At 37.8% G+C, this 14,820-nt stretch carries 10 protein-coding genes; 8 read left to right on the plus strand and 2 right to left on the minus strand.

The genetic code is table 11. From position 1 onward, the window contains the following. Positions 1-387 carry a 30S ribosomal protein S9 gene (gene rpsI / locus PEDSA_RS15930; protein WP_013634191.1) on the minus strand — a complete coding sequence of 129 codons (387 nt, stop codon included), beginning with the start codon at positions 385-387 and terminating at the stop codon, positions 1-3. A gap of 17 nt (positions 388-404) precedes the next feature. Beyond that, positions 405-848: a 50S ribosomal protein L13 gene (gene rplM / locus PEDSA_RS15935; protein ID WP_013634192.1), complete on the minus strand. Its 444-nt coding sequence runs from the start codon at positions 846-848 to the stop codon at positions 405-407. 840 nt (positions 849-1,688) lie between these two features. On the opposite strand from rplM, the gene glpK reads away from it, so the two are divergent. From glpK to PEDSA_RS15975, 8 genes are all read left to right on the plus strand, one after another. Next, positions 1,689-3,182, plus strand: coding sequence for a glycerol kinase GlpK (gene glpK, locus PEDSA_RS15940; RefSeq protein ID WP_013634193.1), 1,494 nt, complete (start codon positions 1,689-1,691; stop codon positions 3,180-3,182). Positions 3,183-3,185: 3 nt separating this feature from the next. Then, entirely contained in the window at positions 3,186-3,911 is a 726-nt protein-coding gene (locus tag PEDSA_RS15945) for an MIP/aquaporin family protein (protein ID WP_013634194.1), read from the plus strand. A 117-nt stretch (positions 3,912-4,028) separates the two neighbouring features. Then, positions 4,029-4,571: an RNA polymerase sigma factor gene (locus PEDSA_RS15950; RefSeq protein WP_013634195.1), complete on the plus strand. Its 543-nt coding sequence runs from the start codon at positions 4,029-4,031 to the stop codon at positions 4,569-4,571. A gap of 65 nt (positions 4,572-4,636) precedes the next feature. Next, a complete protein-coding gene (locus tag PEDSA_RS15955) occupies positions 4,637-5,770 on the plus strand; it encodes a FecR family protein (protein WP_013634196.1) in 1,134 nt (377 codons plus the stop codon). A gap of 158 nt (positions 5,771-5,928) precedes the next feature. After that, positions 5,929-9,447 (plus strand): SusC/RagA family TonB-linked outer membrane protein, encoded by a 3,519-nt coding sequence (locus tag PEDSA_RS15960; protein ID WP_013634197.1) that lies wholly within the window; start codon positions 5,929-5,931, stop codon positions 9,445-9,447. 11 nt (positions 9,448-9,458) lie between these two features. Continuing rightward, a complete protein-coding gene (locus tag PEDSA_RS15965) occupies positions 9,459-10,985 on the plus strand; it encodes a SusD/RagB family nutrient-binding outer membrane lipoprotein (RefSeq protein WP_013634198.1) in 1,527 nt (508 codons plus the stop codon). A gap of 34 nt (positions 10,986-11,019) precedes the next feature. After that, positions 11,020-12,603 (plus strand): DUF5689 domain-containing protein, encoded by a 1,584-nt coding sequence (locus PEDSA_RS15970; RefSeq protein WP_013634199.1) that lies wholly within the window; start codon positions 11,020-11,022, stop codon positions 12,601-12,603. Positions 12,604-12,784: 181 nt separating this feature from the next. Then, entirely contained in the window at positions 12,785-14,779 is a 1,995-nt protein-coding gene (locus PEDSA_RS15975; RefSeq protein ID WP_013634200.1) for a calcineurin-like phosphoesterase C-terminal domain-containing protein, read from the plus strand. The last annotated feature ends 41 nt before the right edge of the window (positions 14,780-14,820 follow it).

Consider the following 14,820-nt stretch of genomic DNA (forward strand, 5'->3'; position numbering starts at 1 on the left):
TTAACGTTTACTGAACTGGAATCTCTTACGAGCTTTAGCTCTACCTGGTTTCTTACGCTCAACCATACGGTTATCACGAGTCATTAAACCTTTAGCTCTTAGAGCAGGTTTTCTGATAGAATCTAATTCAACAATAGCTTTAGCGATCGCTAAACGAACAGCTTCTGCCTGACCTTTTACTCCTCCACCTGCTACGTTTACTTTTACATCATATTGACCAGTAACCTCAGCAACGATGAATGCTTGGTTTACGATATATTGCAACGGAAGTGTTGGGAAGTATTCTGTGTAATCTTTACCGTTAACGGTAATTGTGCCATTACCCTCAGTTAAATAAATACGGGCAACCGCAGTTTTTCTTCTTCCAGAAGTGTTTGTAACTGACATTTGTCTTTCTCCTTTAATTAAAATTTAACTTCTACAGGGTTTTGTGCAGCGTGTGGATGCTCATTTCCTGCGTAAACATACAAGTTCTTGAATAAAGCTCTGCCTAAGCGAGTTTTAGGTAACATACCTCTAACAGCTTTTTCAATAATTCTTGTAGGATGTTTTTGTAATAATTCTTTTGGAGAAATAAAACGTTGACCTCCCGGATAACCAGTGTAACGAACGTAAACTTTGTCGCCTAGTTTGTTACCAGTTAATTTAACCTTGTCTGCATTAATAACAATTACGTTATCGCCGCAGTCTACGTGTGGGGTGTATCCCGGCTTGTGTTTACCTCTAATCACTTTCGCGATATTAGAAGACAAGCGCCCCAAAATCTCGCCCTGAGCGTCAACAACAACCCATTGTTTGTTAACGGTCTTTTTGTTGGCAGAGACAGTTTTGTAACTTAACGTATTCACTTGCTTGATATTTAATTATTTAATAAAAATTCTCTTTTCCTAAATTAAGGAGTGCAAAGGTATTACAAATCTTTTTAATATTCAAATAGTTGGAGCGATATTTTTAGTGAGCCAGGATTTGTAGAGATATAACCCTAACATTATTCTACCCTGATTCTGGACTTCTTCGGGAAAATGGGGTGTTTTCTCGAAGAAGTCCAGAACAAGGATACTGAACACTCTCCTTTACATTTACGGCATCGGATAGATTGGACTTCTTTCTATTTTCTATATTTTACTTTCCGCTTTCATACCATAAGCACACCCAATAACTGTACTTAACATATAAATAAAAGAAAGTTAAAATAGTGGTTTTATAGAGTTTTACCTCTATGAACCCTCTATTATATCACTAATATTCCTCTAGAATAAGTGAGGTTGTTCCGGCTTAAAGAGCCCCCTCTCCCCTGAGAATGTTTTCGAAAAGGAAGTACTTTTGTCTAAGTAATGATCTTACTGAAAGGGTAAACAATAACATAGCACCTGCTTTCTATTTTATTAGTGCCTAAATATTGGTGATCTTTCGAAATGATCAGAAAACGAATTTGTATCTACACGATAAGCATTGCTTATATCGGGAATTTTCTATTCCTTCAAATTGAGTTTCACTTCTGAAACCTGAGCGAATACATTCGCCGGAAAAAACTTAATCATAACCAATTATAGATTTGTATAGTTGCGATGATAATTTCTTTTTATTTCTTTTTGTTAGTTTTTATATTTTTTTTGTAGATTAGATTTGTTTTTGCTTGGAAGAGCAAGGGCCAAATTATAAACGATTAATTCATAGGTTTTTATAGGATGAACAAATATATCTTGTCTTTAGATCAGGGAACATCTAGTTCCAGAGCGATTATGTTTGATAATAGGGGAAGGCAAAAGTCTGTTTCTCAGAAAGAATTCAGACAGATTTACCCGCAATCAGGATGGGTTGAACATGACGCTTTGGAAATATGGGATTCGCAGTTAGGTGTTGTCAACGACGTCTTGAAGGGAAGCAATCTTACTGCTGAGGACATAGCGGCTATAGGAATTACAAACCAAAGAGAGACGACGGTTGTTTGGGACAAAACTACAGGTACGCCTATATATAATGCCATTGTCTGGCAAGATAGGAGGACAAGCGAATATTGTGAGCAGCTTATACAAGAAGGAAGGGAAGATAATATTCGTGAGAAAACGGGTTTAAAAATAGATGCATATTTTTCTGCAACTAAATTAAAATGGATACTGGATAATGTGGAAGGTGCAAGAGAGAAAGCAGAAAAAGGAGATTTGTTGTTTGGAACTATTGATTCCTGGTTGATATGGAAGCTAACCAAAGGGAAAGCACATGTAACGGATGTTTCGAACGCTTCCAGGACTATGCTTTATAATATATCTGAGTTAAGATGGGATCAAGAACTTCTGTCTTTATTCAATATTCCTGAATCTGTCCTTCCGGAAGTGAAATCGTCAAGTGAGGTGTATGCGGACACGGATAAGGAATATTTTGGAAAGCCTATTGCTATTGCAGGAATTGCCGGAGATCAGCAAGCTGCTTTGTTTGGACAGCTTTGTATTAAACCCGGGATGGTTAAAAATACTTATGGAACAGGATGCTTTATGTTGATGAATATTGGAGAAAAGCCTATTCTTTCTTCTAATCAGTTATTAACGACTATTGCATGGAAAATAAAAGGAAAAGTTGTTTATGCATTGGAAGGGAGTGTTTTTATGGCAGGAGCAATCGTTCAATGGTTAAGAGACGGTTTGGGAATTATAAAATCCTCGTCTGACGTAGAAGAACTCGCATTGAGTGTTGATGGTAATGGAGGTGTTGTGGTGGTGCCCGCTTTTACAGGATTGGGGGCTCCTTACTGGAATTCAAAAGCTAAGGGAACAGTCTTTGGATTGAGTCGGGGCTCTACCTCTGCTCATATTGCAAGAGCAGCACTTGAAAGTATAACTTATCAGGTAATGGATGTTTTGAAAGCCATGGAAATGGATTCCGGTACGTTAATAAATGAGTTAAGGGTAGATGGCGGAGCTGTAGTAAATAATCTTTTAATGCAATATCAGTCTGACGTTTTGGAAAGTAAAGTCATTAGGCCGGAAGTTAATGAAACAACAGCGATAGGAGCAGCTTATCTGGCGGGATTGGGAGTTGGCGTTTGGGCTAGCATAGAGGAAATACAGGAACAATGGCAGATAAATAGAATATTTGAACCTCAGCCTTCTAAAATTATTGAAGAAAATATCCAACAGTGGCACAAGGCCGTAAAAGCAGTAAATATTTGGTCTGAACTAGCTTAAATTATGAATCCGTTTTTAGCAGAATATATTGGAACTTTATTAATGATACTCCTTGGAAATGGAGTTGTCGCAAATGTAGTGCTTAATGGCACAAAAGGAAATGGACCAAATTGGATGGTTATAACAACGGGCTGGGCACTTGCTGTGTTTGTAGCCGTTGTTGTAGCCGGGCCTTACAGTGGTGCGCATTTAAATCCGGTGGTATCATTGTCGCTCGCTTTTCTGGGAAAATTTGAATGGAATTTGTTGCCGGGATATATACTTATGCAACTTTTTGGAGCAATGAGCGGCGCGCTGTTAGTCTGGTTAATTTACAAAGATCATTTCGACCGGACAGAAGATGAGGGGGCAAGGGCAGCATGTTTCTTTACAGGTCCGGCAATAGCTAATACAGCTAGAAATCTTTTAAGTGAAATCTTAGGGACTTTCGTTTTAATTTTTGTGATTTTTCATTTTACTGATGCTGGAATTAAGGAAACAAATTCAATTATCGGTCTGGGTTCAATAGGGGCATTGCCGGTGGCTTTATTGGTTTGGGCAATAGGATTATCTCTTGGTGGGACAACAGGATATGCTATTAATCCAGTTCGTGATTTTGGTCCGAGAGTTTCTTACTTTGCTATTTATGGGTTTAAAAAGACTTATTTCAGGATAAATTATGCCTGGATCCCTATAGTAGGACCAGTTATAGGAGGATTGATTGCTGTTCTTTTATTTGTAAATGTTTAAATATTGTAGGCCTGAAAAATACGGATGTTAATCTGGTGTTAACACATTGTTAACCTTGGATTGCTTTCTTTGGCCAGTTGTATAACGCTTTATAAATTGCTAAAAGGTTCTGTTTCTATGTACGAGTATTCTGACGAAAAGATTATTGAGTCTTTGAAAAATGGCGACGACCATGCGCTAACGCTTCTCTTTAAAAAATATTGGACATCATTATTTGTTGTAGCCCATAATGTTTTTAAGGATAAAGAGGCCTGTGAAGATATTCTTCAGGAAGTCTTTTTAACGATTTGGGAAAAGAGAAACGAACTGCAAATAAAGACTTCATTGAAAGCTTATTTATATGCCTGTGTAAAATATGAAGTTTATAGGCAACTAAAGAAAAGCTATTCGAAACAGCGTATCGATGATGATTTAATAAATTCTTTAGAAGAAAGTGCAACTGCAAATAATATTGAGTATAAACAGCTGGTAGAAACCGTGTCTTTCGCGGTAGACAATCTTCCACCTAAATGCCGGGAAGTTTATCAGTTAAGCCGTCAGGAATCGCTTACGCATAAAGCTATTGCGTCTAAAATGAATATTTCGACAAAGACAGTTGAAAATCATATCACTAAGGCCTTAAAACATCTGAAACTGAATATCCAGACCCTTTTCTTATAAAAAAAATAAAATTAGAATAGGGGATACGGCTTAGTATTTACTCTTAAAGGTAAATACAGGTTATTTTGACAAATCAAACAGAAATATTAGAACTTTTAGAGAAATCTTTTAAGGGGAGTTTAACCCAGGGGGAAGAAAAGCGCCTGGATTATTTGTTGAGAGAAAGCGTTGCGAACGGTGTTCCTTTTAAAGACGAATCTGAGAGGCAGGAAATAGAAGACCACCTTTTAGAGAAGATACACAGTTCTAAGAATCGAAAAAAGATAAGAAATATCGCGCGATATATTGTGGCGGCTGCAGCTTCAGTAATTGTGTTTTCTGTAGGTGTCTATAAATATTTTAATTATTGTGCGCCTGAAGAAATAACTCAACAATTAGCCACATACAATACAGATGAGACTAATGAAAAGCAGGTGACTTTAACATTATCTGATGGTACCAAAGTTAATTTAAACCAGGATAAAACAGGAGTCCTTTCTGAGGAAAGTGTTGAGATTGTGGGTAGTGAAGGTTTATTAGCTTATACGTCCAATTCGTCCGATACTCTATTAAAATCAAAATTAGTTTATAATACCTTAAAAACACCAAGTGGTGTTCAATATCATTTAATGCTTTCTGATGGCACCAAAATTTGGCTAAATGGTAATTCGGAAATTAAGTATCCTGTCGCTTTTAGAGCCGGAGAACGCTCGGTAGAGCTTTCCGGTGAAGCTTACTTTGAGGTGGCAAAATCTCAGAAACCTTTTAAAGTTTATGCAAAAACAACAACTGTTCAGGTATTGGGGACGCATTTTAATGTAATGGCATATAAGGATGATGCTGAAATAAAGACAACGCTTCTAGAGGGATCGGTGAAAGTAAAAAGCCTTACTAAGGAACAGATATTAAGACCAGGACAGCAAGCGATAAGCTCAGAATCAGATTTAACTGTTTATAACACGGATGCAGAACTCGTGGTTGGATGGAGAAAGGGCTTGTTTACATTTAATAATGAACCACTGGAACAAGTTATGAAACAGATTTCCAGATGGTATAATATGGATGTGGTCTACTCTAAATCGAGGACGAAGGTTCTTTTTACGGGAATAATTCCGGTAAGGGATGACGTTAAAAAGGCATTGCTGCCTGTTGAAGAGGCAGCTAATATCAAGTTCGATGTAAAAGACGGAAAAATTATAATAACGGAGAATAATAACTAAAGATATGGCTATGGAGAAATAGAAAATTTACATAATGGTAGATTAAAACAAAACTACCCCGGATAGCGACCAGGGCAGTTGAAAATTTTAGTCTTAACGAATTCAACTCAAGGAATAGAGATAAAAACACGTATTAACCTAAAATAAAAAATAAATGTATGAAAGAAAAAGTGCATTTAAAATTCTATTGGCTCTTTTTAGAGCGGATTTTTTTGTCTGTAGGGACAAATAACCAATTGAAAAAAATATCGCAAATCATGAGATTAACAGTTGTAGCCCTTCTGTTGGCGACCATTCATGTAAGTGCAGCATCGTATGCGCAAAAAGTTAGCTTGACCAGGAAAAATGCAAGTTTGGTAGATGTCTTAAAAGAAGTTCGAAACCAGACCGGCTATTATTTTATCTATACAAATGAGGTATTAGAGCATATCAAGCCTATTAATATCGATGTTAAAAATAAAGATCTTGAGGAGACGCTTCAGGATCTTTTAACAAATCAGGGGTTGACCTATTCTATCAAAGACCAGTCTGTGGTTATTAAAGTTGCTAGTAGCGTGAACCAACAAAATAATGTGGTTTCGGTAAAGGGGAAGCTTTTAAGTAAGGAAGATAATGAGCCGATTGCAGGCGCTTCTATAACAGTTACTGGCAATAAATCGTTAGGGACAACAGATGTCAATGGAAATTTTAGTTTCAAGATAAATAAAGGAACTGAAGTTACTTTCTCGGGTATCGGTTTTACTCCTTTAAAACGTGTTTTTTCAAAAGATGAGGCCAACCTGACTTTAAGTTTAAATGTGGATAATAAAGTGTTGAGCGAAGTTGTGGTAACTGCGTTAGGTATAAAAAGAGAAGAAAAAGCTCTTGGTTATGCTGTTACGCAAGTTTCGGGTGAGCAATTGACCGACGCTTTATCTAACAACTGGACAGACGCCTTATCTGGCAAGGTTGCAGGGTTAAATTTAGTGAGGTCAAATTCGGGACCAACAGGTTCTAATAAGATCATTCTCCGAGGTGAAAATAATCTTACAGGTGATAATGAAGCGCTTATCGTGGTCGACGGAGTAGTAGTGAACCAGGGAAGTGGTCGCCGTACAAGTGTAAGCGGAGAATCTGTTTATGCTACTGATGCTGGTAACCTACCTGCTGATTATGGAAGTGGTATTAACGATATTAATCCGGAAGATATAGAAAGTGTCACGGTGTTAAAAGGGCCAGGTGCAGCAGCACTATATGGGCAGCGTGGTGCAAATGGAGCTATTATTATCACCACTAAGTCTGGAAAACCAAATAAGAAAGGTTTTGGAGCCACTTTTACGTCAAATGCTTCTTTTGAAAATGTAAATCGTTGGCCAGATTTGCAGTTTGAATATGGTATAGGTCTTGATGGACAGCTTGATTATGAATATCGCACTTCTACAAATAGCACAAGCAGTTCTGCATACGGACCAAAATTCGACGGTCAAATGTTTTATCAATTTGATCCGCTGACTCAGTTAAAGGCAACCTTTAAAACACCTTGGGTCCCTTATACCAATAAATTGAATCAATATTTTGAAACGGGTGCTACTTATAACAACTCAATTAGTTTAGATGGTGGATCGGATAAAACCACTGCCCGTTTTTCGGTTACTGATGTGCGTAACAAGTGGATCATGCCTAATACCGGATATAACAGAAACTCTGTTGCTTTATCGGTTAATTCAAAGATAAATGACAAGTTAACGATCTCTTCGAAAATAAATTATAATAAAAAATGGAGTGATAATTTGCCTAGTGCCGGTTATGGAAACCAATCTATTATGTACTGGTATATATTTTGGCAGCCAAATGCCGATTTGGATTGGTTGAAGGATTATTGGGTAAGAGGAAAAGAAGGACGGGCTATCTTTTATCCTTTTAGTTCTTTTCCAGAGAATCCATATGCTATTGCTTATGAATTCCTGAACAAATCAACCCGAGATGGAGCTACCGGAAATATATCTGCGAACTATAAATTTAGTAAAGATTTAAGCTTGCAAGTAAGAACATCTGTTGATATGAGTTATGAACAACGTTCTCAACAACGCCCATATGATGCGGGCTCAAAGTTTACAAAGGGGTCTTATCGTACTCAGAACATTTTTTCACAAGAGGTAAGTGCGGATTTCTTACTTAAGTATACAAAAAAGGTACACAAAGATCTGGATATTACAGGGACACTTGGAGGTAGTATGTTGAAAAATATCTACAACAAAGACGAAGTAAGAGCGGATTCTTTGGTGGTTCCGGGAGTTTATACTATAGCAAACTCAAAAGGACCACTGGTAACACTTCCAAATAAGTCAAAATATTCAATCAATAGCTTTTATGGAATGTTGTCTACAGGTTATAAAGGTTACCTGTATTTAGATATAACAGCAAGAAATGACTGGGCTAGTACTTTGGCTACTCCTCTTCGTACAGATAATGTAGGTTTTTTCTATCCATCTGTAAGTTTAAGTTTTTTGCCTAGTGAGGTAGTTTCATTACCGAAGAGTATAAATTTTGCGAAACTTAGAGCGTCATGGTCTGAAGTGGGAAGTGGGTCTACTACACCATACATGACTGCATTTGCTTATACTTCAGCAGGGAGCTTATACTCGGGTGGATTGATAAATCCGTCAGTATTAGCCAACCCAGATCTAAAACCGCTTAGAACTAAGACGCTGGAAGTTGGTGCAGAGATGAGAATGTTTAAAAGCAGACTTGGATTTGATTTAGCCCTATATTCAGGAATAACGGACGATCAAATTCTGAACAGAATTATAGACCGTTCGTCGGGTTTTGGTCAGATGATTATTAATGCTGGTAGCGTACAAAATCAAGGTATTGAGCTTGCTTTGAATGGAAAGCCATTTGTTAATAAGAATGGGTTTAACTGGACTGTTAACTATACTTTTTCTGCTAATAGAAATACCATTAAAGCGCTGGCTGATAGTTCTGTAGTATTACGGATGGGACCAGTAGGTGGGGGTCAGATTGTAGCCAAAGTTGGAGGCAGTATGGGAGACGTGTATGGAAAGGGTTATGTCCGTGCTCCAGATGGCCAGATTGTTTACGATCCTAGTACCGGTTTCGCACTACTTTCACAGGAAGTTCAGCATTTAGGTAATACGATTCCAAAATGGAAAATGGGAATAGGGAACGAATTTAGATATAAACAGTTTCGCTTAAATGTATTGTTTGATGCACAATATGGTGCGGTTGCACACTCTTTGTCTAATTATAAATTGGCTGAGCAGGGGAAATTGAAAGTTACGCTTCCTGGTAGATATAGCGGTATTATCGGAAATGGTGTAATACAAAATCCGGATGGAACATATCGTAAAAATGACGTCTTAGCTACAGATATTGACAACTATTATCGCTCTCACATGGGACAGGATAATGCAGAGGGAAGTACATTTAGTACCGACTTTATTAAATTTAGAGAGGCAAGGTTTGATTATACCTTGACACCAAAATTAAGCAAGAAATTAGGTTTGCAAAAAGCCGTAATAGGAGTGTATGGTCGTAACTTGTTTATATGGTCACCTTGGCCAATATTCGATCCAGAGTTTGGTACTCTGGCAGGAACTGATATCGTACAAGGCTTTGAAACGGCCCAGTTCCCATCAACAAGAACTTTTGGTGTTAACCTAATTGTTGGATTTTAGTTTGCATAGTTATGAAAAAGAATTTTAGAAATATTTTATTCCTGCTACTTGGTTCGTCTGTGACACTTCTACCGTCATGCAAAGATGGTTTTTCAGACATCAATACAGATCCAAATACTACTACAGACGCATTACCAGAACAATTGCTGGCGCCAGCATTGGTCAATACACTCAATTATAATATGATTCGCTCGCGCAACTTTAATAATGAATTGATGCAGGTTACTGTAGACATGAGCGATGCTGAAGGTAGGGTGTTTAGATATGATATTAGAAATACGTGGTCTGATTATACGTGGAATGGCTGGTATGCACAATTGACAAATTTTAAAGACTTATATATTACTGCAAAAGACCCTATTAATAATAACAGGTCTTATATGGCAATTTCGTTGATTTGTCAGGCATGGATTTATTCGTTGCTGACGGACACTTACGGAGATGTGCCTTTTTCAGAGTCAAATAAGGCCAAGACCGAACAGATATATGAAGCAAAATTTGATTCCCAGAAAGATATTTATTTTGGAATGTTTGCGATGCTGGAAGAAGCCAATAGTTTATTGCAAGGGCCTAATTTGCCAGCAATAAATGCTGCAAGTGATCCTGTATTTTCCGGAAATCTTACCAGATGGCGTAGGTTTGGTAACTCGCTTTATTTACGTATGCTGATGCGTATTTCTGGGAAATCCGAAGTATCTGGCGAAGTAATAGCAAAGATCAAAGAGATTATAGATACAAAAAATGCTGATTATCCTAAAATGACCAGCCTAGATGATTCGGCAATTTTAAGGTGGACAGGTATTGCACCTTATACCTCACCTTTTATTGGTGTAAGAACTCAAGACTTTTCATCTCCAGCCATTGCTGATTTCTTTATTTCGCATTTGGTTGCGTGGGGAGACCCTCGTATCGATATTTCTACTTATGGTTCGAGCGGGATAAATAGGTGGGCTATCGCGCAAGGGCCAGGAGGTTTTGCAGGTGTTGATAGTGGGTATGAGCCCGGAACACCGGTTGTGAAACAGTCTTATTTCTATTCAACCACTTCAGCCAGATCTTTACAGAATGATCCGCTAACTGGTATGATTATGAATTATGCGGAGCTGCAATTTATTTATGCTGAGGCAGCTTTTAAAGGATGGATAAACGGTAACCCTGCAACTTTTTATAAAAATGGAGTCATCAACTCTATTAAACAGTGGATTCCACTTTGGCCTGAAGCAAATATTGATACCTATTTGCTTAATTCAGACATGCAATGGTCTGATAATGACAGTGATAACGATAAAATGGAGAAAATACATTTGCAAAAATATTATGCATTATTCTTTAATGACCTTCAGCAATGGTTTGAGTATCGTAGAACAGGACATCCGGTTTTACCAAAAGGACCTGGGTTGAAGAATGGTAAGGTAATGCCAGCTCGTTTGAATTATCCGGTATATGTGCAATCTACAAATCCTACCAATTATAAAAAAGCAATAGCAGCACAGGGAGAAGATAAGATTTCTACAGAAGTGTGGTGGCAAAAACCATAAACTAAAATCATGTCTAGGTTAAAAAATATGTAAAATGAAAAAAAATAATATATATATTCTATTATTGATGCTTGTTGTTTTTGCAACGTCATGCAACAAGTCTGGTAATTACCCAGGTGGTGTAGTTGGAATATTTATCCCTATTTTGGATTTGAGGGCTCTACATAAAGATGCAGATCTAACACTAACAAAAGACAATTTGGGTGGTTCCGAGAAGATTGCCGCACTTGTGGTTTCCGATCACTCTGGGGGAAATTTACCATCCGGTTTACTTGTTGTGCAAGATAAAAGGAGGCTTTCCCGAATAAGAGGTATTTCTATAGATATAGGTGTTGCTGCAGCTAGCTATGTCCCGGGAGATTCGGTGCATGTCAATCTTATAGGGGGAGTTCTTTCCAGAAAAAATGGGATTTTACAAATTAGCAATTTGCCAGCAACGGCGATAGAGAAAATAGCTGCTGGAAAACCAGTCCCCGTTAATAGAGTAAATCTTAATACGGTGTTGGCAGATGTAGATGCTTACGAAAGTACTTTTGTTACTATTGTAAAAGCAACTTTTAATCCTACACTATCCTCAACAGACGTATTATCAGGAGATAAAGTAATTAATGATGGAACTTCTGACATTCATATGATTACTGAGGAAAATGCAAAGTTTGCCAATGTTGTGCCTTCTTATGCCGCTAATTACAAGGGAATTATTTTTTCTAAAGAAGAAAATGGAAAATTAGTGCCGATTCATAAGGTAAGAACTATAGATGACATTAAAGTGCTTAACATCAGTCTGGATGATTATCCGGATATTATTATTACTGGTTGGTTGAATAATCCTCAAACTACTGGTTCGCAGTATGAATACATCCAGTTTAGAGCCACTAAAGATGTCGATTTTGCTCAAACGCCTTTTTCAGTAGTAACTTGTAATAATGCTGGGACGGCTAACCCAACAGGATTTCCAGCAGCAGGCTGGGCTACGGGACAAGGTAGGACATACAAATTTGAGTTAAACTCTGGGACCGTATCTAAAGGAGAGTTTTTTTATGTGGGATCCATAAATAAGAGAATCAACGGGCCTGGTTCTACAGATATTTCCTCTTCTAAATGGATCAAGTCTATAGCCTATAATCAGGCAAGCCCTCGTTTTAATTCAACACAAACTAATGCGGGTAGTTCAATTACAAATTTATTGGCTAATAGTGGTAATGCTTATGGTATAGCTGTTTTTAGAGGTCTTCAGGTTTATAGTACTACTGTCCCTATTGATGTTGTTTTTGTGCACAATGGAGGTTCTTTATATCAGGCTGGCCCTCCGCCTACTTATGGAGTTGGATATAGAATAGGAAATACTGACGTCTATGATGTAGTGGAGCCAAGTACAGATGTAGTACAGCCTTATTTTACATCTGGAACAAATACTACTCGTTTTCCTTATAATCCAAATGCAGCTGATGCAGAATTAGGGCATAGCTATTTTTATATAATTGGAGGTGTATTTGACACTAACCTAAAAAAATGGGTGCAGGCAAGGTCAGCCACAGCGGCAGATTATATTAGACTTACTCCGAATTCTCAAATAAAAGACATAGAGGAGAATCCGCGAACAACACAAGTTAAATAATAAAATTAATAAGAACCCTCTGATAATGATAACATCAGAGGGTTTTATTTCTCCAGCAATTATAGTCCGCTCCCCATGTTTTTATCCTAAAAGTGTCAGAATATATGTTAGCGAAGCAGTTAGCATAACAAACTTGCCCTGATAAATTCATGAGAAAGTGCGGAATGTTTAACAAACCATTATGAAAAAAGGTGTAAATAAAGCAAATCTGGGAAAATACTCGAGAAGAGAATTTATTATTGCCTCGGCTGTTACCGGTGTAAGTATTGCCGTATTGGGTTGCAGTAAATCCAAAGAAGACGGACCCGGAGAAACGCCGAAAACCGATGATAATTTTCATCTTACAGGTGTTGTTATACCTAAAAGTATAGCGATTCAATTATCTGCTGATTTTTCCCTTCAAGGTAAAGGCTTTGCTGTTGGCGACAAAATCTCTTTTACACCCTTATTTGATGGCAAAGCTGTCGTTATTGATGTTAAATCAGTTACCGAAGGAGCATGCCTGTTAAGGATGCCTTCAAGTTTTGTTTGGGGCAGCTACCGTATTTCTGTTACAAGAGGAGAGAAAAATATGACGCTGGGCGATACGAAGATCGAAATGGATATCCCCGATAAAACAGGGATGACTGTTAAAGGAATGGTATATGCTACCGGAGTGGGATTAGCCGGTGTTATAGTGTCAGACGGAATAGAGGTCACCAGGACAGACGAGAATGGTATTTATTACCTGCCTTCTAAAAAGACGAAAGACTTTGTTTTTGTATCTATACCCGGAGGATATGAGGTGAATACTTCTAACGGTATATTGCCAGTATTCTACAAACATTTTGAATTGGGAAGCAATGCGGCCGAAGCAATCAGTTTTGAGTTAAAAGCGGTAGATAACGACAAACATGTAGTACTTGCATTGGGAGATATGCATCTGGCCAACAGAAATAATGATGTGTCCCAGTTTCAAAATGGCTTTTTACGCGATGCAGCACAAAGCATAACACAGTACAGAAATGAAGGATATAAGGTTTATGGACTTACATTAGGAGATATGACCTGGGATGCCTATTGGTATTCCAATAAGTACAGTTTTTCTGAATATCTGGATCTTGTTAAGAATATGGGCTTGCCGGTATTCCATACCATGGGCAACCATGATAATGACCCCTATATTAATAGTGACTGGCCTGCCGAAAGCGCTTTTAGAAAAAGTTTGGGTCCCACTTATTATTCCTTTAACCTGGGAAAAGTTCATTATATCGTTTTAGATAATATACAGTATGTAAATATGGGAGGTGCGCAGGGAACCGTCGGTAGCAGAAATTATAATGCCGTAATTGTAGCTGAACAAATAGCATGGCTAAAGAAAGATCTGGCCATGATAGCGGATAAATCTACTCCTATAGTTATTGCTATGCATATTCAATTGAATAACAGCCCAAAACTCTCCGGTGGGAATGAAACCAGCACTTACCGACTAAATAATGGGGCTGAGTTAGTTGGAGTATTAGATGGTTTTACAGATGTTAATCTAATTACCGGTCATACGCATGTTTGTTATGCGTACGAGAATAACAATAACATCATGGAACATAACTCTGGTGCCATTTGTGCAACATGGTGGTGGACCGGAAAAAGTGGCTATGCAGGAAACCATATCTCTAAAGATGGTGCGCCCGGAGGTTATGGCGTTTGGAAGTTTAATGGAAAAAGTTACCAGTGGCGTTATAAATCAATCGGATATAAGGAAGAATACCAATTTAGGGCTTATGACTTAAATAAGGTTCATATCACTGCGGCAAAATTTGCTCCTAATTCAACCGATGCCGCTTTGAAGCCTTATGCTGGAGAATATGCAAACGTTAATTCCAATAACGAGATACTTGTAAATGTTTGGGGATATGATAAGCGCTGGACAATAGAAATGTTTGAAAATAATGCGCCATTAACAGTAAATAGGATAGAAGTATTAGACCCGTTGCATATTGTGTCTTATGAAGCGCTCCGGCTGAATGCTGCTGCAGAACCAACAGAAGATTTTGTTACGGGAAAGACAGCACATATGTTTAAAGCCAAAGCATCTAATGCCACCAATCCTATTCTGATAAAGGTAACAGACCGATTCGGTAATGTTTATTTAGAAACCATGAACAGACCCAAAGATTTTATACTATCGATGAGTTAATGAAAGATTTATTAGGAGAAGTTTAAAAAAAGAAAATTAGA

Source organism: Pseudopedobacter saltans DSM 12145 (genome assembly GCF_000190735.1).
In the GTDB taxonomy this organism is placed as follows: domain Bacteria; phylum Bacteroidota; class Bacteroidia; order Sphingobacteriales; family Sphingobacteriaceae; genus Pseudopedobacter; species Pseudopedobacter saltans.

What these genes read in the sequence shown, in the direction of transcription:
- PEDSA_RS15970 (WP_013634199.1), top strand. Translation starts at nt 11,020, where the DNA reads ATGAAAAAAAATAATATATATATTCTATTATTGATGCTTGTTGTTTTT.
- PEDSA_RS15975 (WP_013634200.1), top strand. Translation starts at nt 12,785, where the DNA reads ATGAAAAAAGGTGTAAATAAAGCAAATCTGGGAAAATACTCGAGAAGA.
- PEDSA_RS15950 (WP_013634195.1), top strand. Translation starts at nt 4,029, where the DNA reads ATGTACGAGTATTCTGACGAAAAGATTATTGAGTCTTTGAAAAATGGC.
- rpsI (WP_013634191.1), bottom strand. Translation starts at nt 387, where the DNA reads ATGTCAGTTACAAACACTTCTGGAAGAAGAAAAACTGCGGTTGCCCGT.
- glpK (WP_013634193.1), top strand. Translation starts at nt 1,689, where the DNA reads ATGAACAAATATATCTTGTCTTTAGATCAGGGAACATCTAGTTCCAGA.
- PEDSA_RS15960 (WP_013634197.1), top strand. Translation starts at nt 5,929, where the DNA reads ATGAAAGAAAAAGTGCATTTAAAATTCTATTGGCTCTTTTTAGAGCGG.
- PEDSA_RS15945 (WP_013634194.1), top strand. Translation starts at nt 3,186, where the DNA reads ATGAATCCGTTTTTAGCAGAATATATTGGAACTTTATTAATGATACTC.
- PEDSA_RS15965 (WP_013634198.1), top strand. Translation starts at nt 9,459, where the DNA reads ATGAAAAAGAATTTTAGAAATATTTTATTCCTGCTACTTGGTTCGTCT.